Source organism: Paenibacillus sp. An7, from assembly GCF_009870785.1.
Taxonomy (GTDB): Bacteria; Bacillota; Bacilli; order Paenibacillales; family Paenibacillaceae; genus Paenibacillus.
Map to the genome: position 1 here is coordinate 15,059 of NZ_WTWX01000006.1, position 24,848 is coordinate 39,906.

At 43.4% G+C, this 24,848-nt stretch carries 23 protein-coding genes; 15 read left to right on the top strand and 8 right to left on the bottom strand.

The annotated features are described in order from the left end of the window. Positions 1-178 precede the first annotated feature (178 nt). The gene (locus GQY27_RS09690; RefSeq protein ID WP_442950899.1) at positions 179-793 is read left to right on the top strand and encodes an alpha/beta hydrolase; all 615 of its coding nucleotides are present in this window, start codon (positions 179-181) and stop codon (positions 791-793) included. 135 nt (positions 794-928) lie between these two features. Here GQY27_RS09690 and GQY27_RS09695 read toward each other — a convergent pair whose 3' ends face one another. Beyond that, positions 929-1,213: a DUF4176 domain-containing protein gene (locus tag GQY27_RS09695; protein WP_160033739.1), complete on the bottom strand. Its 285-nt coding sequence runs from the start codon at positions 1,211-1,213 to the stop codon at positions 929-931. 218 nt (positions 1,214-1,431) lie between these two features. On the opposite strand from GQY27_RS09695, the gene ilvA reads away from it, so the two are divergent. Next, a complete protein-coding gene (gene ilvA / locus GQY27_RS09700; protein WP_160033741.1) occupies positions 1,432-2,712 on the top strand; it encodes a threonine ammonia-lyase IlvA in 1,281 nt (426 codons plus the stop codon). Positions 2,713-2,859: 147 nt separating this feature from the next. Here ilvA and GQY27_RS09705 read toward each other — a convergent pair whose 3' ends face one another. Both GQY27_RS09705 and GQY27_RS09710 read right to left on the bottom strand, forming a co-directional pair. Next, positions 2,860-3,240 (bottom strand): VOC family protein, encoded by a 381-nt coding sequence (locus GQY27_RS09705; RefSeq protein WP_160033743.1) that lies wholly within the window; start codon positions 3,238-3,240, stop codon positions 2,860-2,862. 101 nt (positions 3,241-3,341) lie between these two features. Then, positions 3,342-3,800, bottom strand: a complete 459-nt coding sequence (locus GQY27_RS09710) for a hypothetical protein (RefSeq protein ID WP_160033745.1) — start codon at positions 3,798-3,800, stop codon at positions 3,342-3,344. Positions 3,801-3,996: 196 nt separating this feature from the next. Here GQY27_RS09710 and GQY27_RS09715 point away from each other — a divergent pair, with 196 nt between their 5' ends. Next, positions 3,997-6,792 (top strand): copper amine oxidase N-terminal domain-containing protein, encoded by a 2,796-nt coding sequence (locus GQY27_RS09715; RefSeq protein ID WP_160033747.1) that lies wholly within the window; start codon positions 3,997-3,999, stop codon positions 6,790-6,792. A 113-nt stretch (positions 6,793-6,905) separates the two neighbouring features. Here GQY27_RS09715 and GQY27_RS09720 read toward each other — a convergent pair whose 3' ends face one another. Further along, positions 6,906-7,931 carry a PocR ligand-binding domain-containing protein gene (locus GQY27_RS09720; RefSeq protein WP_160033749.1) on the bottom strand — a complete coding sequence of 342 codons (1,026 nt, stop codon included), beginning with the start codon at positions 7,929-7,931 and terminating at the stop codon, positions 6,906-6,908. 313 nt (positions 7,932-8,244) lie between these two features. Between GQY27_RS09720 and GQY27_RS09725 the strand changes: the two genes are divergently transcribed. Beyond that, complete coding sequence (locus GQY27_RS09725) at positions 8,245-9,378, top strand: glycerol dehydrogenase (protein WP_160033997.1); 1,134 nt, start codon at positions 8,245-8,247, stop codon at positions 9,376-9,378. A gap of 5 nt (positions 9,379-9,383) precedes the next feature. Further along, positions 9,384-11,141: a dihydroxyacetone kinase subunit DhaK gene (gene dhaK / locus GQY27_RS09730; protein WP_160033751.1), complete on the top strand. Its 1,758-nt coding sequence runs from the start codon at positions 9,384-9,386 to the stop codon at positions 11,139-11,141. Positions 11,142-11,211: 70 nt separating this feature from the next. On the opposite strand, the gene GQY27_RS09735 is transcribed toward dhaK, so the two are convergent. After that, positions 11,212-11,964, bottom strand: a complete 753-nt coding sequence (locus tag GQY27_RS09735) for a DUF1129 family protein (RefSeq protein WP_160033753.1) — start codon at positions 11,962-11,964, stop codon at positions 11,212-11,214. 195 nt (positions 11,965-12,159) lie between these two features. Between GQY27_RS09735 and GQY27_RS09740 the strand changes: the two genes are divergently transcribed. Then, the gene (locus tag GQY27_RS09740; RefSeq protein WP_160033755.1) at positions 12,160-12,990 is read left to right on the top strand and encodes an alpha/beta hydrolase family protein; all 831 of its coding nucleotides are present in this window, start codon (positions 12,160-12,162) and stop codon (positions 12,988-12,990) included. 102 nt (positions 12,991-13,092) lie between these two features. Continuing rightward, positions 13,093-13,875 (top strand): DODA-type extradiol aromatic ring-opening family dioxygenase, encoded by a 783-nt coding sequence (locus GQY27_RS09745; protein WP_160033757.1) that lies wholly within the window; start codon positions 13,093-13,095, stop codon positions 13,873-13,875. A gap of 71 nt (positions 13,876-13,946) precedes the next feature. Here the strand turns inward: GQY27_RS09745 and GQY27_RS09750 are convergent, their stop codons facing one another. Continuing rightward, positions 13,947-14,159 carry a hypothetical protein gene (locus GQY27_RS09750; RefSeq protein ID WP_160033759.1) on the bottom strand — a complete coding sequence of 71 codons (213 nt, stop codon included), beginning with the start codon at positions 14,157-14,159 and terminating at the stop codon, positions 13,947-13,949. Between the two features lie 125 nt (positions 14,160-14,284). Next, on the bottom strand, positions 14,285-14,815 hold the full coding sequence (locus GQY27_RS09755) for a DoxX family protein (protein ID WP_160033761.1): 531 nt from the start codon (positions 14,813-14,815) through the stop codon (positions 14,285-14,287). Between the two features lie 309 nt (positions 14,816-15,124). Here GQY27_RS09755 and GQY27_RS09760 point away from each other — a divergent pair, with 309 nt between their 5' ends. The 4 genes from GQY27_RS09760 (at position 15,125) to corA (ending at position 19,419) form a co-directional block, all read left to right on the top strand. Continuing rightward, on the top strand, positions 15,125-16,207 hold the full coding sequence (locus GQY27_RS09760) for a DUF3048 domain-containing protein (RefSeq protein WP_236570542.1): 1,083 nt from the start codon (positions 15,125-15,127) through the stop codon (positions 16,205-16,207). A 321-nt stretch (positions 16,208-16,528) separates the two neighbouring features. Then, positions 16,529-17,146 carry a DUF47 domain-containing protein gene (locus GQY27_RS09765; RefSeq protein ID WP_201450713.1) on the top strand — a complete coding sequence of 206 codons (618 nt, stop codon included), beginning with the start codon at positions 16,529-16,531 and terminating at the stop codon, positions 17,144-17,146. Positions 17,147-17,160: 14 nt separating this feature from the next. Further along, positions 17,161-18,153, top strand: coding sequence for an inorganic phosphate transporter (locus GQY27_RS09770; protein WP_442950898.1), 993 nt, complete (start codon positions 17,161-17,163; stop codon positions 18,151-18,153). 306 nt (positions 18,154-18,459) lie between these two features. Continuing rightward, positions 18,460-19,419 (top strand): magnesium/cobalt transporter CorA, encoded by a 960-nt coding sequence (corA, locus tag GQY27_RS09775; protein ID WP_160033763.1) that lies wholly within the window; start codon positions 18,460-18,462, stop codon positions 19,417-19,419. A gap of 151 nt (positions 19,420-19,570) precedes the next feature. Here the strand turns inward: corA and GQY27_RS09780 are convergent, their stop codons facing one another. After that, positions 19,571-20,269, bottom strand: coding sequence for a hypothetical protein (locus GQY27_RS09780; protein ID WP_160033765.1), 699 nt, complete (start codon positions 20,267-20,269; stop codon positions 19,571-19,573). A gap of 407 nt (positions 20,270-20,676) precedes the next feature. On the opposite strand from GQY27_RS09780, the gene GQY27_RS09785 reads away from it, so the two are divergent. The 4 genes from GQY27_RS09785 to rlmD all read left to right on the top strand — a co-directional run bounded on the left by GQY27_RS09785 (position 20,677) and on the right by rlmD (position 24,845). Continuing rightward, a complete protein-coding gene (locus GQY27_RS09785) occupies positions 20,677-20,967 on the top strand; it encodes a YerC/YecD family TrpR-related protein (RefSeq protein ID WP_160033767.1) in 291 nt (96 codons plus the stop codon). A 1-nt stretch (position 20,968) separates the two neighbouring features. Beyond that, on the top strand, positions 20,969-21,742 hold the full coding sequence (locus tag GQY27_RS09790) for a sirohydrochlorin chelatase (RefSeq protein WP_160033769.1): 774 nt from the start codon (positions 20,969-20,971) through the stop codon (positions 21,740-21,742). A gap of 272 nt (positions 21,743-22,014) precedes the next feature. Next, the gene (locus tag GQY27_RS09795; RefSeq protein WP_160034005.1) at positions 22,015-22,896 is read left to right on the top strand and encodes a diacylglycerol kinase; all 882 of its coding nucleotides are present in this window, start codon (positions 22,015-22,017) and stop codon (positions 22,894-22,896) included. 56 nt (positions 22,897-22,952) lie between these two features. Continuing rightward, on the top strand, positions 22,953-24,845 hold the full coding sequence (gene rlmD / locus GQY27_RS09800) for a 23S rRNA (uracil(1939)-C(5))-methyltransferase RlmD (RefSeq protein WP_201450714.1): 1,893 nt from the start codon (positions 22,953-22,955) through the stop codon (positions 24,843-24,845). Positions 24,846-24,848: the final 3 nt, after the last annotated feature.

The following is a 24,848-nucleotide window of genomic DNA, read 5'->3' on the forward strand; positions in this document are numbered from 1 at the left end:
GAGAGTAATGGGTCACAAGACTGGGTATTAGGTAATAGAACTGGAATAAGAACTGAACTGAGAAAAAGACAAAAGAACTGAACAGAAAAGAATTGGAATCAAACTAAACTGTATTGATAACGGCTCGATTGTCTATTGGTAGAGTGATACGAAATAAAAGGAGAGCGAAGATATGACGATGAAACATGTATTCCATAAAGGGTCAAATCCAGAATTGCCTACCCTATTAGTGCTTCATGGCACAGGCGGAACGGAAACCGATTTAATTCCTCTTGCAGAGATGGTATCTCCATATTCAAATATTTTAGGGGTTCGTGGAAATGTAAGTGAACATGGAATGTCCCGATTTTTCCGCCGTTTGGCAGAAGGGGTGTTTGATGTAGAAGACCTGATTTTCCGCACAAAAGAATTGCACGAGTTCTTAGATGAGGCAGCTAAGACTTATCACTTTGACCGAAGTAACGTGGTAGCGATTGGTTATTCAAACGGCGCTAATATTGCGGGAAGTCTCCTATTCCACTATGCCGATTCATTAAAGGGAGCTATTTTGCATCATCCCATGGTTCCTTTACGTGACAAAGAACTGCCTGATTTATCAGGAATTCCTGTTTTTATCGCTGCCGGCAAAAACGATCCGATGTGCGCACCTCAAGAATCCGAAGATCTTCAGCAGCTTCTTGAAGGGGTTGGGGCGAGCGTACAATTACACTGGGAAAATCATGGTCATCAGCTGAGTCGTACAGAAGTGGTAGCGGCCGCTGCATGGTTTAAGCAGAATCTTATCTCTAATTAAATAGGATTTCTAAAAATGGATTATAAATCTGATTCAAGTAACTTACAAAAACCCAAAGGGTTCTCTCTATACGAGGGGAACACCTTTGGGTTTTCTTTTTCCACTGCTAGTTGCAGTCACGGTCGTAAATTTAATTTAATTTGCTTCTTTAATCGCTTCAGCAAGAATCTTGCGGAAAGCAACTTCCTCATGATCCTCAAATCCTTTGAAAATAACGTCTTTAATATCTTCATGATTAAAGAATGCGTTGGAATCTTCCGTCAGATTCCCGTGAGGATAGTAGCATGCAACATAATCCCATGTATTTTGAGATTCCGTATCATTTTGCAAACGGCCGTAAATCATCAGCTTCTGTTTCCATTCTTTGATACGCACAACAGAGCCAATTGGCAGTAAGTCTTGTTCGTAGTTAATCGACATTGGTTAGGGTCCTCCTCTTTCAAACACTGCTCTTATTTAAACATAGGTTTATGGTGATATGCAAAATGTAACCTGAAAGTAACGTTGATTTTAAGAAAATTCAGGAAAATCCGCAAAACGAACCGTCCCTCGTCCGTCCAAAGATGGTACAATACATAAAATAGAAAATATGTGCAGCAAGCGTAAAGCTGACCAATTCAAGCGGAGTGTGGGAGAAAATGAAATCAGTAGAGACACCTAATCATGGAACTGTCCCTGTAGTGGGAATGGAAGATATCGTTAGAGCACACCATGTACTGAGAGAGGTCATTGTAAGAACGCCCCTCCAGCATGATGCTGTATTATCTGCAAAGTATGGTTGTGAAGTCTATCTGAAAAGAGAAGATCTGCAAGTCGTTCGTTCTTTTAAAATTCGCGGTGCCTATAACATGATCCGAAACTTATCCGCTGAAGAGCGTGAGCGCGGCATTGTATGTGCGAGTGCAGGAAATCATGCACAAGGGGTTGCTTTTTCATGTAATGCCCTTGGGATTCAAGGCAAAATCTTTATGCCAAGCACAACTCCAAATCAGAAGGTTAAGCAAGTGAAACGTTTTGGCGGCAGTAACATTGAAGTTGTCCTTACGGGGGATACGTATGATGATTCCTATGAAGCCGCTATGCGAGTAAGAGATGAGCAGGAACTTACGTTCATTCATCCATTTGATCAGCCAAAGATTATTGCAGGGAATGGGACAATCGGGATGGAAGTCATGGAGGATCTTGATGGTCCTGCAGACTATGTATTTGTGACGATTGGCGGCGGCGGTCTGGCTGCTGGAGTTGGAACCTATGTTAAAACAGTGCATCCACAGACACAGGTAATTGGGGTTGAGCCTTTAGGCGCAGCATCCATGACAGAGGCGATGGCTCAGAAACAGGTGGTTACGCTTCAGAAGATTGATAAGTTTGTCGATGGGGCAGCGGTGAAGAGAGTAGGGGATCTAACCTATGATATCTGTACCCGAACGCTAGATGATGTAGTGAAGGTTCCGGAAGGAAAAGCTTGTACCACCATCTTGGAACTATATAATGAGAATGCAATCGTAGTCGAACCTGCGGGCTCTCTTGCCGTAGCTGCACTGGAACAGTATAAAGATCAGATCAAAGGTAAAAAAGTCGTATGTATTATTAGCGGCGGAAATAACGATATTGACCGGATGCAGGAGATTAAGGAACGTTCGCTTATATATGAAGGACTCAAACATTATTTCATGATTAATTTCCCACAGCGTGCAGGTGCCCTTCGTGAATTTCTCTCGGATGTACTCGGTCCAGATGATGATATCGCAAGATTTGAATATACGAAGAAAACGAATAAAGAAAATGGTCCTGCCCTTGTCGGTATAGAGCTGCTAAACAAAGAGGATTACGAGCCGCTGGTTGAACGGATGAAGGCGAAAAACATCCAGTATACGGAACTAAACAAAGACCAAAATTTATTTAATCTACTGATTTGATCATTTTCTGAAAAACCCATAGTAGATGGATGAATTCGAATTTTAAAGTGCTGGTTCTAAAAAGTGAATATAACGAACGACAAACCCCCGTGAAGAATAGTTCGCGGGGGTTTGTTTATTTGGCTGCATATCATAAAATATCGATTATTAAAGATTGCTTCGTTCCATAAACTCCAGTCGATTTCCAAAAGGATCATGAAGATAAAACCGAACGACACCATCCGCTTGACGGGCATCATCTGCGATGATCGAAATTCCTTGATCTACTAAGTTACTGCGTAAAGATTCGATCTGTTTAACATTAAAAGCTGGATGAGCCTTGGTAGCTGGAGAAAAATCAGCCTGTACACCGATATGAACCTCGTGACTTCCACAAAGAAACCATACACCGCCCCTTTTTTGCAGTACTTCCGGTTTAGGGATTTCAGTAAACCCAAGGATTTCACTATAAAAACGACGGGCTTCTGCCTCACATCCCGGTGGACCTGCAAGCTGAACATGATCAATACCAACATAATGATAGGTCATCTTTTCACTCCTATTCATATTTCATATAATGAAACCAAATTTCATTATATGAAATAAATACAATTTTACCATTAAATTGGAAAATAGAGAAAGACTAACTATTACTGTTTTTCATTGATGTTTTCTGTAAGCCAATTCTCTACCTTTGCTGTTCTTTTATATTTTTCCTCTTTCACAAGCTTCATGAATTGTTTGAGTTGAATGCGTAACTCACTCTTATTCGTATTTGGAATCCGGGATATGAATTCGTACGTTTTCCGAGCATTTGGATGCATCGTATTTTCCTCATAGGAGAAAAGAGGGGGATTGTTAAGTCCATAAAATACATATAGTTTATAGTCGTTGAACAAGGTCTTTACCTGTCCTGCACGATTGGATGTTGGAAATTCAAGCAGGAAATTCTCCTGAATTAGCGCTCGGTTCACCAGTTCTTGATATCTGATGGTTAGTGCTGCATCACTTGAAGCATATTTGTCCGTTTCGGCCATCTGGATAGCGATATAGGCCATTATATCGTCTTTTACATTATTCAGATATTGCTCAAATCTGGAATAGTCCATGAATCTTCATATTGGTACCTCCTAGAAAATGGCTTGCTGTTCATCTGTTAACCGATAGACACACGATCGAAAGGGATAGAAAGAAAATATTTTTTGTTTTCCATCCCTTTTATGGAACTTTATCCCATCCAATTGCGTTATAAGATTGCTAAGCTAAACCAAGTTAATAATCCAAATACTGGAGGTAACAATAATAATGAAAAAATGGATCTCCACAGCAGTCATTGCTGCCTTAATTACAGCAAGTGTTCCGCCTGTCGTGTCTCACGCAGCAACAGCCATACAGATTTACATTGATAATGAGAAATTATCAGCTTCACAACCCCCAATTATGAAAGGCGCCAGAGTACTCGTTCCACTTCGGTCTATTTTTGAAGGGCTGAACGCTAAGGTCGTATGGAACAATAAGTCGAAGACGGTTACGGCAACGAAAGGCGATCAGACCGTATCACTAAAGATCGGATCAAAGACGGCTACTATTAATGGCAACACGGTCTATCTGGATATTCCCGCCTCTGTAGTTAAGGGGAATACCATGGTTCCCATTCGTTTTGTAACGGAAGCATTGGGAGAAGAAGTGTACTGGAACTCACAGGCCAAACGTGTGGACATCGTCACAAAGAGCGATGATTTGTCTACTTCGACTATTACAACGACTGTAGGTACTCAGTATGGTGACGGCCGGGATATAAAAGTAAACTTCACACCTTCGCAGAACGAAGGGGGAGTATACGAATATCGTGTCATGTTAGTCAAGGATACGAGTGCAGGTAACTTTACACTTAATGCAGCCATGAATATAACCTCTGCGAACTATACTGAAGTAAGCAAAAGAAATGGAAATGTGAGTGTCACTTTAGGAGAGAACACAAGGGATGTGAGCGGAGAAAAGATTAGATCCGGCGTAACTTACAAAGTGTATGTATTAACCGTTGGAAATGATGTAGCTAACTATGCCTCACTTCTTTCATCCGCTCGAAATTCAATTACCCTGACAGCAAAACCAGCGGTTCAAGCGGTAAGTGAACTGCGTGTCAAAGATGTTGCAAATAACGGAGATGGCCGTGATCTTCAGATTAGTTTCAAACAGCCTGGAACGACGTCTGATATTAACAGCTACCGTGCCTTTATCGTTAAGACCAAAGACGCCTCTTCTTTTGATCTAAATGCGGCGAACCGTGCTTCGAGCAGTTACTCGACAGTCATCGGTAAATCAGGAAGTTCCGTGATTACGACGACCCTTTCTTCTTCATCCCGTGATGTATCAGGGGATCTTATCAAGAATGGAACGGCATATACGCTGTTTGTTCTCTCAACTAGTACGAATACGAATGATAAACAGAATCGACTGTCCTCTGGTTCTTCGAGCTTCACATTGGATGGAAGTACACTGACTGCTCCTTCCATTACATCGGTAACCGACCGAAGTGATTACGGAGATGCACGAGACCTGCAGGTTTCTTTCAACAAGACAGGTGACGAGTCAAAAGTAGGCTTTTATCGGGTGTTTGTAGTCCGCAATAATAACAGCTCTTCATTTACCATGAGTGAAGCGAATAAAGTATCTTCGGGAAGCTATTATGATATTTCGAAGAATGGAAAAAATCAGACGATTACACTGCCGCAAAGCCTAAAAGATACGAGTGGAATTACGGTTCGTGAAGGAGAAAGCTATCGTGTGTTCGTAGTAGCGATGGGAAATCAGCAAGGAGGATATGAGAACTTATTATCATCTTCCTCTAATGTAATCTCCTTAAGTAACAACTCGGTATCAAAACCGGCGACAAGTGTAGCGGTAAGTGATATTCAGGATTACGGAGACGGACGGGACTTACAGGTTACCTTTAACAAATCATCTGAAGAATCTCGCGTAGATCATTACCGTGTATTTGTAGTGAAGTCAGGCAATGCAGGAAGCTTCGACCTTTCTAGAGCGAATGGGATGAGCAGCGATCGGTATACAAGAGTAAATAAAACAGGCGGAAATCTGAAGTTTACACTCGCATCGGGAGCAAAAGATACAGATGGATCAGCGATCCGCAGCGGGGTGAGTTACCGGGTATTCGTACTTGCCGTAAGTAACCGCGGAGATAGTAAGCTAAATGCACTGTCATCTGCTTCTTCAGCAGTACAGTTGTCTTCAAGCAGTGTTAGACCTGCTTCTAATGTATCTGCGAATATCAAAGGAAATAATGGCGACGGCCGTGATGTGACGATCGCTTTCCAAAAAGCTTCGGATGAAACCGGAATATCCCGTTACCTGATCATGCTTGTGCGAGCAGATGAAGCAAGCCGCTTTGATCTTTCCGCAGCAAATCGTGTATCGTCAAGTAATTACACAGCAGTAAATAAAAACGGATCAAATATCTCAAAGCTTCTTGGAGAAGGAACCAGGGATATTAACGGGAATAAGCTCGCTGCAGGTATCAGCTATAAAGCGTTTGTTCTCTCACTAGCAGATGGTTCAACCCGTTCGGACAATGCTTTATCCGATGGATCAAGTAACTTTACACTGAGCCAGCCTGCAGTTCAGGTAGATCAAGCGAGTATTACGAAGGTAGAGAATAAGCCAAATGGAAACCCTGCAATCCAAGTGAATTTCAATAAAGCAGGGAATGAGAAAGGTCTTTCTTTCTATGCAGTAATTGCTGTTAAAGCAGCTTCAGCTAGCCAGTTTACTTTGGATCAAGCGAATGCCTTGCCAAGATCACAATACACATCCGTAAGTAAAACGGGTGGAAACGGAGTCGCCACGATAGATACTTCGGCGCTGGATTCAGAGGGAAGTTCACTGAAACCAGGAGTTAGTTACCGATTCTTTGTTCTATCTGTAGCCGATGGAGATAAAGCAACGATTAACAGTTTATCCCGAGCTAGCGATTCCATTGTCCTTGAAGAAATAACACCGATGAAAGAAGAAAAGAAAGAAGAACCGAAAGCAGAGCTGAATGGGGAAAAGAAAGAAGAACCAAAAGAAGATAAGGGGAACTAGGCAGATTGGAAATAAGGCAATTTAAATAGAGAATGAGGAATAAAAGCCGGGACCATGGAGTATGGTTCTGGCTTTTATGCTTGCCAGCGTTTTTTTTTGATAAGGGCGCGAGATTACCGAATCATCCTGCGATACACCGCTGGAGTAAGACCTTCTAATTTCTTAAACGTTTTAATAAAATATCCCGCATCCGTATATCCCAGATCCTCGCTGATTTGATGGATGGGAAGATTGGTTTCTTCAAGCAGCTGCTTTGCCCATTCCATTTTCAGCCTAGGTACAAATACAGAAAAATTCTCTCCCGTTTCTTTTGTGAAGATTCGGCTGAAATAGCTTGGACTCACGTGACATAACTTTGCCATTTCCTGCAGCGTAATATTCTCATTCTTGTGATGATAAATATACTCAAAAGCTGGGGTAAGCAGTGGATTCATTGTCTGAAAATCATGGGTTGTGAACTTCTTGATTTTGCTGTCGATCATCGTGTTAACCAGCTCATGCTGCATGGCTTCCATATTTTTAAATGCTTTTACGGATGGAACGTGAGCCGGAACTGTAAGCGGTATGTCCTGTGACAGCGCCTTTTTATACATTTCAATGGTAGCATTCTTCTGAATGGACTCTTCAACAATATAAGTAGAAAGCTGAAGCAGCATCTCTGCCGCTTTGGCTACCTCATCGTAAGTAAGCTGCGGCAGTGCATTATATTCTTTTTCAAGTGCTTTAAATTTAGCCCGGCTTTCCGTATTCTCAGGACGATTCACAATCTGTTCAAGATATAATTCCTGATCCGTAAGTTTAATCTGTCCTGCCATAATCGCTCCCACATATTGACCATCAACAAGGATCGGAATGGCTATATCCACGATATTAAAATGACAGGAGTATATGTAGGGTTTGTTCGTTCGAACCGCCTCCAGCCCGCCTCTGGCATCACATTTCTGGCAGTACTCAGACAGCATCTCGTCTTTACGCACAGCTTGACAGAAGGACTGGCAATGACTGTGTTTCGTGACAGGGACACCTTTATAATCGACCGTAATGATCGCCATTTTTGTTACAAGGGAGAGAGAATCTTGAAGCCCATGCCATTTATCAATATCAATGATTTGACTCAGATGGAAGTGTACTGGTTTCATAGTGGTGTACTCCTAAAGTGAAAAATTGAAGTTAGATGCTTAATTTCTTCTTAATAGTATATCTTTTTACGGAAGCAAAGTACATAAAAGTACTATTTATAATAGTTTAGTGCAAAAAAACACAATAAGAAAACGCTTTAATTAGTAATCGGAGTTCAATGTAATGTGATTGGGTAAAAAATATAATAGAGATATAGAAAAAGTAATGCTAGAGAAACAGAAAAAAGGATAGAGAAGCAAAAAGAAGATAGAGAAACAGAAAAAAGATAAAAGATAAAAGATAATTGAACCATTTTCCTAGGAGGTAATAATGATGAGAAGAGCTTTTATTAGTCCAACGAAATATGTACAAGGTGAAAATGAACTTTTAAATTTAGGATATTTTATTCGCACATTCGGTGAATCTGCATTACTGATTGCTCATCCCGATGATATCGCTCGTGTAAAAGAACAACTAAACACAACTTCAGATAAATTTAATGTAACTTTTGTAGAAGGTGGATTCGGCGGAGAATGTACCCGCGAGGAGATCGCTAGACTACAAGAACTTGCAAAAGAAAAGAACTGTGACTGTACAATTGGCCTTGGCGGAGGGAAAGCCATAGACACAGCGAAGTGTGTAGCTGAAGGGGAAGCTCTGATTATCGTACCAACCATTGCTGCAACAGATGCACCTACAAGCCATTCTGCTGTACTTTATACGGAAGATGGGGCATTTGATGATTACGCTTACTTCAAACAAAGTCCAAGTGTGGTTATGATTGATACTACGATTATTGCGAATGCACCTACTCGTTTCCTTGTTTCCGGAATGGGCGATGCTCTATCCACTTATTTTGAAGCAAGAGCAACGGCTAGATCTTACTCTAGTGTGAACGCAGGTCTCCCTTGCGGCGTACTTGACGGAAGCGCTCCAAAAGTAGTCGGTACAAAAGCAGCGCTTGCGCTTGCAAAACTATGTTATGAAACCTTGCTTGAAGATGGACTGAATGCGAAGGTTGCATGTGATTGCAACTTAGTAACTCCAGCGCTTGAGAATATTGTAGAGACAAACATCTTGCTGTCCGGACTTGGTTTTGAAAGTGCAGGTCTTGCAGCAGCTCATGCGATCCACAATGGACTTACTGCACTGGAAGGCACACATCATTATTTCCACGGTGAAAAAGTAGCGTTTAGTACCATCGCTCAATTGGTGCTTGAAAATGCTCCGAAAGAAGAGCTGGACGAAGTTCTTGCTTTCTGTGTATCCATCGGACTTCCCGTATGTCTTGCTGATATCGGTGTTGATACAGTGACAGTGGAAGAACTGAAAGAAGTGGCGAGAAAAGCATGTATTCCAGAGGAATCGATTCACTCCATGCCATTCCCGGTAACCGAAGAAGCAGTTGTTGCTTCCATCATGGTTGCTGACCAAATTGGACGAGAATATAAACAAAAGTTAGGGTGAACGATATGAAAAAAATAATGAACAAACCGGAAACACTTGTAAGAGAAATGGCGAATGGTATAATTCTCGCTCATCCAGAACTTACATTTGATTCAAGATATAAAATCATTGCGAAAAAAGAACTTAACCCGAACAAAGTCACGCTGATCAGCGGCGGAGGGAGCGGTCATGAACCCGCACACGCAGGTTTTGTAGGGAAAGGGATGCTAGATGTAGCCGTCTGCGGAGACGTATTTGCTTCTCCATCTCAGATTCAAGTCTACCAAGCGCTTCGCGGGTCACGCAGTGACAAAGGTACGCTGCTTATTATTAAAAATTACAGCGGGGACATCATGAACTTCCGTAATGCTGCCCATCTGGCAAGAGAAGACGGAATTACCGTTGACTATGTAAAAGTAGAAGATGATATCGCAGTGGAAGACAGCCTGTACACAGTAGGTAAGCGCGGTGTAGCAGGTACCGTATTTGTTCATAAGATTGCGGGAGCTGCAGCAGAACTGGGCAAATCACTGACAGAAGTTAAAGAAGCGGCTCAAAAAGCAGCGGATCGTACAAAAAGTATTGGCTTTGCCCTGACTTCTTGTACCGTTCCTGCTAAAGGAAGCCCTACGTTCCAACTGAACGAGGATGAGATTGAATATGGAGTAGGTATTCATGGTGAGCCAGGGATTCGGCGTGAGAAAATGCTTTCTGCTGATGAACTTGCTGGCCGAATGGTTGAAGATTTGCTGAAACATATGGACCCGAATGGTGAAGATGAGTATGCTGTTCTCGTTAATGGCTTTGGAGGTTCACCGCTTCAGGAGCTGTATTTGCTGAATAACGCAGTCATGAGAGAGATGAAGGCGAGAGGCAAAAAGGTGATGAAGGTTCTCGTTGGTGACTATATGACAAGTATTGATATGGCAGGCGCATCTTTGTCACTGATGCAGCTTGATGAGGAGCTAAAAAATCTGCTTGCTGTAGAGTGTGAGACACCGGCGCTCACCATGAGAGGTCCTCTAACCGAAGTGACCTACACAGACAAAGTGGAAGAAGTTCAAGGAGATGCAGGTAAGAAACCATCTTATACTGTAGAAACCTCTGAAGATGATTCAAAGGTACAAAATGAGCAGCTCTCTCTTAATAATCTGATCTATTATATCGACAAGATGAGTGAGATCATTATTAAAAATGAGGGACCGTTCTGTGATCTCGATTCTCATGCAGGAGATGGTGATTTCGGTACAAGTATTGCGACCGGATTTAAACAACTCAAAAAAGAATGGGATCACGTACTAGAGAAAAGTTCCAGCATGTCTGAATTCCTTGATGCATGTTCTCTTATTATTATGGAGAAATGCGGCGGGGCTTCAGGTCCAATCTGGGGATCGGCTTTCCGCGCAGCAAGTAAAAGTGCAGGCGAGAAAGAAGTTCTTGGGGTGCAGGACGTTGCTGATCTGTTCTCTGCTGTAGTGAAAGGTATTCAGGATACAGGAGAAAGATCCTTTGGACGCGGAGCAGTGGTGGGTGACAAGACACTCATTGATGCGCTTGTACCTATGGCTGATTCCTGGCAGAAGAGTGCAGAAGCAGGAGAAGATTTGAAGACGGCTTCTGAAAAAGCTGCACAAGCTGCGGTGGATGGTGCGAAGAAAACCGAAGAAATCGTTGCTCGTATGGGAAGAGCAGGAACGGTCGGAGAACGAAGCATTGGATATCCAGATGCAGGAGCTTATGCCATCGGATTTATTTTCACCGAGTTGTCTGAAGCAATGAAATAACGAGCTCTTATCCTATATTAAGAGGCTGCCAACGTATCGTTACCTATCGATACGTTGGCAGCCTTTTGTTTTATTTTTTTCGTTTACGAACAAAGATTGGATAGATCAAGAGGAGAGCAATAAGTCCGATGATGAGAAATGTGATAGAAGAAAGCTCGATAATCGGAAGGACCCTTCCGAGTGTATATCCTAGTAGTAGAATCACTACAACGACGATGAGATATTTGAGCATAGATGCAAGCTGAAACCCTTTTTTTCTTACAGAGGATTGAACATCATCGGTCTCGTTATTGAAAGAAAGCAGTACCTGAATCAGTACAATGGCTCCGCCTGCGATAAGAGTTAAAGTAAATAAGCTGATCCGAGTATAGGGAGTCGGGTCCTCACCGCTCCATTTTGTTACGAATCCGATAAATCCCATAAGTACAAAAACAATCGAAATCGCTGACCAAGCAATCAGTAAATTGAATGAAATGCCTCTTGTTTCTCCCTCTGTCGCAGAAGATGGAATTTTAGATTTCGTATCCTTTGGTGAAGTCCGCTCCGTATCCGTTTGCGGTCTGTATTTCTGTTCTAGTTCTTTTATGTATCCCAGCTGATTACCTTCATAGATGGATTCAGGTGCATCCCCTTTGTTTTGTGCTTCTACAAGGCGCTTAGCAGCATCGAGGAGCAGTTCTTCCTGCTTCTGTGCTGGAATAGGCGTGTCACTGACATTCCTAGAGAAAGACTCATAAAAGGCTAAGGTACTTTCCTGCATCTGTCCTAGAAAAGTATTCCTGCGATTACGGAGCAGCATGATCTGTTTGTTGTTCGGTTTCATTCGTGTTCTCTCCTTCGGAGTACAGGCTCTGCTCATAAATTATACGGGAGGATATCTTAATTCGCAAAAATGGATACAGAAAAAGGTTTGATTGACTTTTTTAGCAGGTGGATGCTACACTAATTTTACTTTAATTCACATTAAACCTATCGGATTTAAATAAATAGATATATTTCATGCTTAGGAGGCTCTTTTATGGAAAGACAAATTGTTATTCGTCACGGTGAGGAAGAACTGGCTGCAACGATTCATTATCCTGTTGTACCTGAACTGCAAGAAGGAGAACGTCCTTCACGTGTACCGCTTATTATCATATGTCACGGCTTTGTAGGCAGCCGGATTGGTGTGGATCGTCTTTTTGTAAAAACGGGCCGAGAACTTGCGGAAGATGGATATTTAGTGCTTCGTTTTGATTACATTGGGTGCGGTGAAAGCAGCGGAGAGTATGGAGCAGAAGGCCTTGAATCGATGATTAATCAGACACGCACAGTTCTCGATTATGCCATCCAGTGCTGTGACGTTGATCCTAAGAGAATTACGCTTTTGGGACACAGCCTTGGCGGAGCAACAGCACTGCTTACAGCGGTGAGAGATAAGCGTGTGAATAGACTAATCATGTGGTCAGCAGTAGGTTATCCGTTTAGTGATATCGTGAAGATTACGGGCCGCAGTACCTATAATCAATCTGTAAAAGAAGGAAGCGCAGATCATCTCGGTTATAATTTTAATCCGGTGTTCTTTGATTCGCTGGCTCAGTTTCAGCCGTTTCAGGAGGCAGTTAAATTTACGGGAGATGTACTTATTGCGCATGGAACAAGCGATGATACCATTCCGGTCGATTATGCTTTTTTATATCAGAAAATATTTTGGATGCGTTCCACGGGGCGCTGTGATAAAGATATTATTTTCCAGGGAAATCATACCTATTCATCGGGACCAGAGCGTGAGCAGCTTATCAAACGTACCCGTGCCTGGCTTGCTGAACAGAATCGGATCGACGAGGACTGGCAGCACTGGATGATCTGATGAAAAATTATGAAATTCTCCCTGAAAATGATTGGAATTCTTACATTCTAGCGTTAAAATAAAGGGGCAACCATTATACTTGTGTCTGGAGGCTTGGCAGCGATGACCTTACCTACATTGTTTATAGCTCACGGTTCACCTAACCTTGCGGTGGAGGATAACGAGTATACTGCTTTCCTGAGAGAACTCGGTACCCGTATGCCGCTTCCCAAAGGCATTGCCGTTTTTTCGGCGCATTTCGATGAGCCTGTACAGACCGTATCGATGGACGAGCATCATTCCACGATGCATGATTTTTATGGTTTTCCTAGCGAGATGTATGAACTGGATTATCCCGCTCAAGGTGATCCTGAATTATCTACGAGAATATGCGAAATTTTTAAGGAAGCAAACCTTCCTGTAAAACCACTCAAGGACAGAGGACTCGATCATGGGGTATGGGTCATTCTTCGTCATATGTTTCCGGAAGCGAACATTCCGGTAGTCGCCTTATCTGTAGATTCACAGCGTTCTCCGGAGGAACAATATCATATTGGACGTATGCTGGCCCCGCTTCGAGATGAAGGGATTTTACTGATTGGCAGCGGAGGACTAGTTCATAATTTGAGGAAGCTGAGTCAGCAAGACGAGCCTGAGGCCTGGGCAGTGGAATTTGATGAATGGGTTGCAGAGCGTCTTGAACAGTGGAACCTTAGGGAATTGTTTGCTTATGAGAGAAAAGCACCTAATGCTCAGGATGCCGTTCCTTCTTATGCTTCAGAGCACTTTGCTCCTTTGTTCTATGCAATGGGCGCAGCTGATGCAGATCGAAAGGCGGAAAGGAAATTTCAGGCCTATCAATATGGCAGTCTCAGCTTGAACTGCTGGCAGTTTGGAACAACGTAAGTCTTACTTTTATAAAATAAAACAAGGCATCCCTAATCAAACGGGATGCCTTTCTTATCATTTAAACAGAATTACTTTTTGATCTCGAAGAATTCACATTCATTCCGTCCATGATAGGCCAGGTCACTGACACTTGACTGAATCACGATCGTTTTCTGATCAAACCGAATAATCTGTCCTCCGTTATTGATCTGATGATTATCTTGAAATACGCGAATTTGCCTCTTGCCGTTCATGGCTTCTTCGAAGTCAGCATCGGTATTCAGGCGGCGATTAACAGCCATATACACACCTCCAGGTGGTTTATTAGGAAACGATAGACTTTTCTTTAACAAAAATTATAACATAGGCAAAGCGTATATTGAGGCAAAAAAACAAGCTCCCGTATTCAGGGAACTTGTTATTATTTCTATTGATAATTTTGCTGTGTTTTAATGTGAACTACCTTGTCTTTATTTCTGAATTTACCAAACAGACCGCGGATGTAAGGAACCACCCAGTTATCAAGACCGATTTTACCTGCGTTAAATCCAGCAACCAGGATAAACATTTGAAGCAAGATCAGTTGTGCATTCGTGCTTACCGTACCCGAGAAGAGGAAAGCGAAGTTCATCACCATTGCCATCAGTACAGCGAAAGTAGTGAAACATCCAAGGATAAGACCAACACCAACAAGGAACTCACCAAGCGGTACAAGGACGTTGAATAGTCCTACATTTGGTAGAGCAAAGCTTTGAAGGAAGCTTCCCCACCAACCTTGAACAGTTGCACCCTCACCAGTCGAATTGGTGATCGCATAGCCGATAAAGCCACTTGCATCAAAACCTCCGCTGGTAAGTTTAGCCCATCCGTGAGTCATCCAATCATAACCGATATAGATCCGCAGTACTGTTAGTAACCACATTGCTACTTTATTTTCTCTAATCCATGTTGTAAACATAGAAACCACTCCATTCATTTTTTTATGGTCTATAAAGATATTACCGAGCATCCAAGTTGCGGTTGCTTATTGCTGAACTGATTTTTTTTGCTGTAAAAGTGATCACTCTTTCGATGTCTTTATAATAAAATAAATTCCATATCATGGTTGTGATGTTTTTCACAAACAAAAAAAGAATTTATTTACTCCATTTTCCATCATTGTTATTTCCAAAATTACAACAAATAGGGACAAAACCTCTGCTGGTGTGATTAAATAAATGAGATAACCATGTTCATTAGAGTGGACAAACGGAGGGGGAAAAATCGGTTGCATAAAAAATGGAGACTTGTGACGTTATGGATGTTCTTATTGGTTGTGCTTCTAACGACAGCCTGCCGTGCTGAATCATCAGAACTTGCGGAACCTTCAACGCTTGAAATGGAAGCACCAACGGAATCAATAGATTCAATAGATTCGCCCCAAGAGAATCTAGAGCCAGACTACGCTTATACGGCTCCTTTAACGGGGATGAAAGTAGAAGAACCTGCTGTGAAAAGACCCGTTGCGGTGATGATTAATAATGCCCCGGCTGCAAGACCACAATCAGGTCTAAGTCATGCCGATAAGATCTATGAAGTGCTTGCTGAGGGTGGTATCACCCGGCTGATTGCTATTTTCCAAAGTGAGGGTACGACGGAAACGATAGGTCCGATTCGCAGCATTCGCCCTTATCTGATAGAAATTGGAGAGAGCTATGGCAGTATTCTTGCTCATGCTGGAGGTAGTCAGGCAGCCTATTCTATTTTGCAAAACCAGGACAAGCCTTATCTCGATGAAATTTCGAACGCAGGTCCCTACTATTTCCGAAGCAGTGATCGTAAGGCACCCCATAATTTATATTCATCGCTGGATCAGCTGAGAGAAGCTGCTGTGAAACGGGGATATTCAGAAGAGAATAAATCACCTGTGTATAACTATTTAGAAGAAGGAGCGCAGGTGGAGGGAGAAGAAGCTCTCCATTTTGATATTACCTATTTAACCAGCAGTTACAAGGTAAGTTATGACTATGACAAATCTACGAGTACGTATTTAAGAAGCGTGGAGGGAAAAGAGGATATCGATGCAGATAATGGGGAGAGACTCGCAGCTTCCAACATTATCGTACTATCCACAGCGCATAAAGTACTCGACGATGTTGGGAGACTGAGTGTTGATCTTACTTCTGGCGGAGATGCGATATTATTTCAGCAAGGGAAAGCAATTCATGCGACATGGTCTAAGAAAACGGGGGATCTTATTCGTATAACAAGAGAAGGCAAGGAACTGCCGCTTGTGCCTGGAAAAACCTTCATAAGCATTGTGACAAACGTACCGCCGCTTGATGAGCATGTCCTAATCCGTACACCTTAATATAAAGTAGAATCACAAATGTACTCATATACCATGTTCTTTACAAAGCTAAGCCTCTTAGGTCCTGACGGATTAAAGGATTAGCTTATTTTCTTTGAAAGGAAGAAAAGGGGAATAGAAAGAAGTTAATGTTATACGTTATAAACAGTATTTGGATAAAATGTGTCAGCACTGGTCAGCCTATGACAAAAGTTGACGAATTCAATTGTAAAAATCGTTCGTTTTTGATGTAAACACAATGAAAAGTGTGATAAGATATCACTTGTTGTCATTTCTTTTCATTAAAATTTCACGTAATCTTTCTGTGAAGGGGATATAAAAATGGCTTTTAAGAAGAAAAAAGATATTTTTTTCGAGTCACTCGAAAATATGGCAAATACCGTTGTACAAGCTGCAGACTACTTTGCACAGAACACCGGCGATTTAAGTAACATGGTTCAGTTCACTGACCAAATGAAAAAGTACGAGACCGAGTGCGACAACTATACGCATACGATCATCAAAGAGCTTAACAAGACATTTATCACACCGATTGAACGTGATGATATTATGGCTCTGGCGACAACACTTGACGATGTACTCGATGGACTTGAAGCAACGGCTTCCCGTTTCTACATGTACGATCTGAAAGAAGCTGACGAGTATATCATTCAGTTCGCCGAAATCCTTCGTGAGTCTGCTTACGAAATTCAGAAGGCAGTTCACCTCTTGTCACAGAAAAAATTGCTCGCGATTCGTGAGTATACGATTCGCCTGAATGATCTGGAGAATCAAGGAGACGAGCTTCTTCGTATCTGTACTAAAAACTTGTTTGCTTCCGTACAGGATCCAATCGAGCTGATTAAGCGTAAAGAAATCTACGAGCGCCTTGAGACAACTACAGATTCTTGTGAACATGTAGCTAACTGTCTTGAGTCTATCATTATGCGGAATTCATAAGGAGTATGTGAGATATGGATATAACAACTCCACTCTGGATTCTAGGGATCGTCGTCTTTTTGGCTTTGGCCTTTGACTTTATCAATGGATTTCATGATACAGCAAATGCCATAGCAACTTCGGTATCTACCCGTGCATTGACGCCGCGTCGTGCGATTCTCCTCGCAGCCAGTATGAACTTTATTGGAGCCCTCTTATTCACAGGGGTAGCCAAAACAATTGGGGGAAGCGTAGCTGATCCCACGAAACTAGATAACGGGATCAATATTGTCATAGCGACGCTCATTGCCGCGATTATTTGGAATTTGGTCACTTGGTGGTTCGGACTTCCGTCTTCCTCTTCCCATGCGCTGATTGGTGCACTGGCAGGCGCTGTATTCATCAGCGAACCTGGAAAACTGAACTGGTCAGGTTTTACCAGCATTGTGGAAGGTTTGGTTTTGTCGCCGATTATCGCTTTTGCGATTGGTTACGTGGTTATGACGATTCTGAAGTATATTTTTGCGAAGCGCAGTCCACATACGGTCAATAAGGGATTCCGTACCGTACAAATTTTCACAGCTGCCCTGCAATCTTTTACACACGGAACGAACGACGCACAAAAAGCGATGGGGATTATTACATTTGCCCTTGTTGCTGGCGGTGTTCAGGATAACATGGAAGTTCCGCTGTGGGTTAAAATTGCAGCTGCAACAGCGATGGCGGGCGGTACAGCCATTGGCGGTTGGAAAATTATCAAGACGATGGGTACGAAAATTTTCAAAATTGAGCCCATTAACGGATTTGCAGCTGATTTATCGGCAGCTTCTGTTATTTTCACGGCTACACTGCTTCACTTGCCTGTAAGTACAACACATGCGATAACTTCTTCTATTCTCGGTGTGGGTTCTGCAAAACGTTTTTCTGCTGTTAAATGGTCCCTTGCAGGACGGATTGTAGTTACTTGGTTTATTACGATCCCGATTACCGGAGTTCTTGCAGGTCTAATTATGTACTTGTTCTTCTAAACATCATAACTGCGATTTTATATATAGGAAGAACCCAAATCACTCGTAAAGTGTGGATACTTTATTACGAGTGATTTGGGTTCTTTACGCCTTTATGTGGAAAATGTTCATAACTCTGTGAATATGGGGACATTTTCCTGAAGATAATAGCATTATAGAAGTTATCCACTTGTGGACAGCCAAGGTGGGCTAGAGATCTTGTTCGTTTGTGAATAACATAGTGTTCAGTTACAGGTTTATAGAGTGTAATAAAGAATAAGTACATAACTTCTAGGAATGGACACGGGAAATGGAGGGGAAGCTCCCTTGATTCGTACACTGGCAATAACTCAGGAGCATGAGGTTGTCATGAATCAGCCGCTGCAGGAGATGAATCTTCAGGATTACACATTTGTATGGGCCGACTTTAGCCGTCCAACCGAAGAAGAAACTCAGCTGCTTACTGACTATTTTCATTTTCATCCTCTGGCTGTTGAAGATTGTCTGCATGTACTTCAGCGTCCTAAGCTTGATTATTATGACGATGTTTATTTTCTCGTACTGCACGCCCTTCGCATAGGAGATGCAGAGCCGCTTGAGGTGGATTTATTTCTAGGCCCGAATTACCTGGTCTCCTATCATCATGATGAACTGGAGGAAATGAATCAGGCGTGGGAGCAAATTGCAGAACATGCGGGAGAACGAACCATTTGGAGTAAAGCTACTGTATCTGTGGCTTATGCCGTGATGGATAAGCTGGTAGATGGGTATTTCCCGATTCTCTTTGCTATAGAAGATGAGCTCGGGGAGCTGGAGGGACGAAGCAGTAATGAACCTGTTGATGAGCTCATGAATCAAGTGTTTATGCTCAGAAGCAGGTTACTGCGGCTGAGAAGGACCTTTGTGCCGATGAGAGACTTGTTATATCGGGTAGTTCATTCCCACAGGATCCAAGGTGGAAATGAGCATAAGCTGTATTTTATAGATATCTACGATCATCTGCTCAAGCTTACCGATATGCTCGAAGCAGACCGGGAAATGACAGCGGACCTCAGAGACAGTTATATCTCACTGAATTCGAATCGTATGAATAATATTATGAAAACACTCACTGTAATTACAACGATATTTATGCCGCTTACTTTGATTGCAGGGATTTATGGGATGAACTTTGAACACATGCCAGAGCTGAGAGTAAAGTATGGGTATTTGAGTGTTCTTCTGTGTATGGGACTGCTTAGTGCAGGAATGATCTTCTGGTTTAAAAAACGAGGATGGTTTTATTAACTCAGTAAAACTCTGCTATGAAGATGAATAGTAGATTTTGATTGATCATTGATCGCTACGTGAAAGATAGATGAAAAATAGCACAAGAGCACCCATCACTTAAAATAAGCGAGGGTGCTCTTATGAGCTGTCTTGTAGGGAACTACGGAAATTAATATCTTCTGGCTGCTGAGGGGTAGTAAGCCTTTGTTTTCGCTGCGTTACTCTTTTTTTTACCGGAAGAGTTATTGCTGGATTTTTTAGAAGAACCACTTTTGCTTTTGGAATTTGATTTTTTTCTCTTTTTTCGCCGTTTCGGTGTATAATATTCTTCCTCATATAGCGGGGGCGGAGGGGAAGTACTGTCTGTGGCTGCTTTTGCAGCTGCGGCAGCGCCGAATGGCAGAAGACCTGTAACCAGTTTGAACATAGGAGCCATCTGCTGAACTCCGTTAACGACCCTTTGAACTTTACCCATTCCATCCATAATGCCATCAATCCCGCCCATACGATCAATGAATCCTTTGAGTTCTTTAAGATTGCCGCCGAGTCCGCTTAAGCTGCTAAGAATTCCGCCTCCTGCAGCAGCTTCTGCTGTTTCTGTAACAGCGGCCTCCTCTTGTGTTGTTTGGTTTGCGGGATATACTGGGGTTTGCTGAGCATAATTATGGGTTGGATATAAAGGAGGTCCTTGTTGCTGAGGTACGATCTGGGGCTGATTATAGGCCTGCAAAGAATAAGGCGGAGTCGAGGGAACAGGCATGGGCTGAGTATTATTGTACTGTGGAATACCTGGATAGGGGGTATACTGCTGCGGGTCTCGTAGAGCACGAGCCTGCCGGCTGCGTCTTCCATGGTATTGCTGAGACATGTTCATCACATTCCTTTGCACATGATTTACCACAGTATATGTAACAATAACCTATAGGGTTTTTGAAAAGCCGCTTTTTTCCGTGATAATCGCGGATTTGGGCCGCTGCCTACTAGGCATTGATGAGATCAAAACACGTGTTAACGGTCTAGATACACACATGATGTGCACATCATGAACTGTGGATAAGAATTCTCGTTTCGAGTTACAGGAAAAATGTGGACGAGTTTTTAAATACATTCGCCAGCAGAATTATTGTGTTATAATGTGTAGTGGTGCTGCGACAGGGAAACCGAGTTACTAACGGTTTTATTCTGTAGCGCGTGAAACCGTTAACGCTTGAAATACCTACATAGGGTAGGTACAATGGAGAAAGTAATCAGATAACCTTAGGGGATGATAAAATAATGCAGCTGAAAAAGCTAGATGATAGAAGTATAGATCAATTATTTGAAGCGATTTTGACACTTAAAGATATCGAAGAGTGTTATGTATTCTTTGATGACTTGTGCACAGTGAACGAAATTCAGTCACTGTCTCAGCGTCTGGAAGTAGCACGTATGCTAGGCAAAGGAAATACGTATAATCAGATCGAATCTGAGACAGGAGCAAGCACGGCGACAATTTCTCGTGTGAAACGCTGCCTGAACTACGGAAATGACGGGTACAAAATGGCGCTGGAGCGCCTCGGACGCTAGGATGAAACAGGGCGTTCTCATTATCAGCCATGGATCCAAGGATGCAGGCTGGACAGAACTTGTAGACGAGGCGGTAGGGCAGCTTACGTTTATGCAACCTGCTCTTGTGGAAGCTTCTTTTCTCGAGAATGTAGAAGGAAGAGGAATTCAGGATGGGATTGACCGATTGGAAGCAGCAGGGGTAACGGATATTCTAGCAATCCCTTTGTTTGTTTCAGCGGGAAGTACGCATGTGGATGAGATTGGGTATGCTCTTGGCGCGAAGCCGTCCCCTGAGAAGGAGACGGATCTTGCCCCTTTTCGAATTTCAGCGAGACTGCATTTCGGATCTCCGCTTCATGATGATCCTCTGCTAGCTGATATGGTCTGGGATAAAGTGAAGTCCTTCTCGGAGGATCTAACTCGCGAAGTCATTCTGCTCATTGGTCATGGAAGTCGCCATGATGGTTTCCTACAGCGCTGGGAACAGGGTCTAGGAACACTTGCAGAGCGAGTGCACATGATCAGCGGCGCTGCAAAAGCAGATTATGCGCTACTGAATCCAGACCAGGTCAAAGAACGTGCAAGTTACTGGCGAGAACAAGGATACCGCGTGATTGCGGTTCCGCTGTTTCTAAGTGCGGGATATTTTACCAATGTAGTGATTCCAAAACGTCTTGATGGGGTGGAAGTCATCTACAGCGGCGAACAAACCTTGCTTCCGCATCCGCTGCTTCATACCTGGATTGAGAGACAAGTTGCCGCGATGCAGCAAGACATAATCTCTCGTTCATAGGAAAGCTCGGACAGCAGAATGAACAATAGAAGCACTATATGAATATAGTGAATACAAAATATAGCCTGGCTGATTGTCCTGATGTGATTACACGAATCAGATTTGTGACGACAGCTGGGTTTTTGTTGTATAATGAACTATCTGTGTCTGTACGTGGGATACAAGCATATGGGACACTAAAGAGCGTTTTTGTTGGGAATACTTTAGAAGAAACTATGCTGCACAAAAGGAACGGATATTTGCTAAAAGTAGGTGGCGTAAGGATCATGACGATGAAAAAAGCGAGATTAATTTATAACCCGACTTCGGGCCGGGAAGAAGCCAAAAGAAGACTTGCATCTATCTTACAGCGTCTTGATGAAGGTGGAATTGAAGCTTCCTGCCATGCAACAACGGGTGAAGGCGATGCAACGAGAGAAGCCTCGGAAGCAGTTGACCGCGGCTATGACCTCATTATTGCAGCCGGTGGTGACGGTACACTCTATGAAGTGATTAACGGAATGGCCCAAAAAGAAAATAGACCGCCGCTTGGTATTTTTCCGCTCGGAACTACCAATGATTTCGCAAGAGCGATGGGAATTCCGCGTCACTGGGAAGATTACTGCGACATGGTTATTCGTCAAGAGACCCGTCCCGTGGATCTTGGACTTGTGAATGATCGTTATTTTATTAATATAGCCGGCGGCGGAACGCTGACGGAACTCACATATGAAGTGCCAAGCAAACTGAAGACGATGATTGGTCAGCTTGCTTATTATATGAAGGGCATGGAGAAAATGACGAACCTGGCTCCACAGGAGCTGTATATTCGTGCGAACGGGCAGGAAGATATTCATGATGAATTTATGCTCTTTCTCATCGCAAACACAAACTCGGTAGGCGGTTTTGAGAAACTCGCTCCAGGAGCTACGATTGACGATGGTTTATTCGATGTCATTGCTCTCAAGAAGTGTAATCTCCCGGAGATGATTCGCCTTGTTAGGCTCGCACTGCGCGGAGAACATCTGAACGACAAGAAGGTTATTCATTTTCAAACGGATTATATGGAAGTAAACTCCCCAGGTGAAGTACTACTGAACCTGGATGGAGAACTGGGCGGACAGCTGCCTGCAACGTTCCGTAATCTGCCGCATCACATTCAAATTTTCAGATAAGAAAGATATAAAGAGAGATATGATCAATTTTACTATAGAAAGAGGAATTAACTAATATGGATACAAACCGCAGCGGACGTGGAAAAAGCCGCCGGAACACAGAGCGTGAGGGAATGGAAAATGCAGGGAAGCCACAGAATAGTGCAGTTCGTCAGGACAGAGGACGCGATAAGGCTGAGAAGACAGGATACGTAACAGCGAAATCAGGTAACAAGGAAGTTCTGAATGGAGGAAGAACAGAGATGCGGCCGGAAGGCGAGGCATCTTTTTCTGCTGCTAAAGCGAGGGCAGAACAGTTGGAAGGTAGAGAAAGCCGTAAAACCGAGAAGAGAAGATCTGGAAGAGGGCGTTCGGGCAGTAATCGCGGCGGCAAGGACAGGCCTGAAAGAAATATTGCGGCTGAGCTCGGTTTGCCGGTAGCGAAGAACGACGAGACCGTGATCGATATCATCGGTATGAATCATGATGGCGAAGGAGTTGGCCGTGCGGAAGGGTATACCTTGTTCGTAGCGGGCGCGCTTCCTGGCGAGAAAGTTCGCGTCAAAGTATTAAAGACAAAGAAACAGTATGGATATGCGAAACTGCTTGAGATTGTAGAAGCAAGCAAAGACCGTGTCTCCGCCCCTTGTCCCATCTATGCACAGTGCGGCGGCTGTCAGCTGCAGCATATGAGCTACGAAGGACAGCTTCATTGGAAACGCCAGATGGTGGTAGATAATCTGAAGCGAATCGGGAAACTGAATGTCGCTGGCGAAAACGTGGATAATGAAGTGCGCGTCCATCAAGATGTGAATATGTCGTCTGCTGGAAACAGTTATCCACAGGTGGATAACCTTGGAGAAAGAACCAAAACTGTACACAGCAGTGGGGATAAGGCTGTGCATGAATGGATAAATACCCAAAATGCGTTTGCTGGAATTACCGTTCTCCCTACGCTTGGTATGGACGAGCCTTGGCGTTACCGGAACAAAGCACAGGTGCCGATGGGCGAGATGGAAGGCGGCCTAATCGGTGGTTTTTATGCCAAAGGCAGTCACCGGATCGTTGATATGGAGCGCTGCTTAATTCAGCATGAGCATAACGATGAAGTCGTTGAGCGTGTCAAAGAGATCGGCCGCCGCGTTGGGATTAGAGCATATAACGAAGAGACTGGGCGCGGACTGCTGCGACATGTTGTCGTGAAGAAAGCGTTCCGTACCGGTGAAATGATGCTGGTCCTTGTTACCAATGGAGACAGCATCCCAGAGAAGGATGAATGGATTCGCGGCATCCGTGAACATCTTCCGCAGGTGACAAGTATCTGTCAGAACGTAAACACGAAGAAGACGAACGTGATTTTCGGGGATGTGACCCGCGTGCTATGGGGCAGTGAAGTGATCTATGACTATATCGGAGACGTGAAGTTTGCGATCTCGGCGCGTTCCTTCTACCAAGTAAACCCGGTACAAACCGAAGTGCTTTATGGCAAAACCGTAGAATATGCCGGCCTTACCGGCAAAGAGACCGTTATCGATGCGTATTGCGGAATCGGGACAATCTCCCTCTTCCTCGCGCAGCATGCGGAGCATGTGTACGGGGTTGAGATTGTGAAGGAAGCGATCGAGGATGCGAAGAAGAATGCTGAGCTGAATGGCATTACGAATGCGACCTTTGAAACAGGCCCATCTGAGGATGTTATTCCGCAGTGGAAAGAACAAGGCATTACGCCAGACGTCATCGTAGTCGATCCGCCGCGTAAGGGCTGCGATCCAAGACTGCTGGATACAATTCTAGAGATGCGTCCGGAGCGAGTCGTATATGTGTCCTGTAATCCTTCGACACTGGCGAGAGATCTGCGTGTGCTGGAGGATGGCGGGTACCGGACAACTGAAGTTCAGCCGGTTGATATGTTCCCACACACCGTTCACGTAGAATCCGTGGCGGTGTTGGTTAGGGATTTTGTAGAATGAATA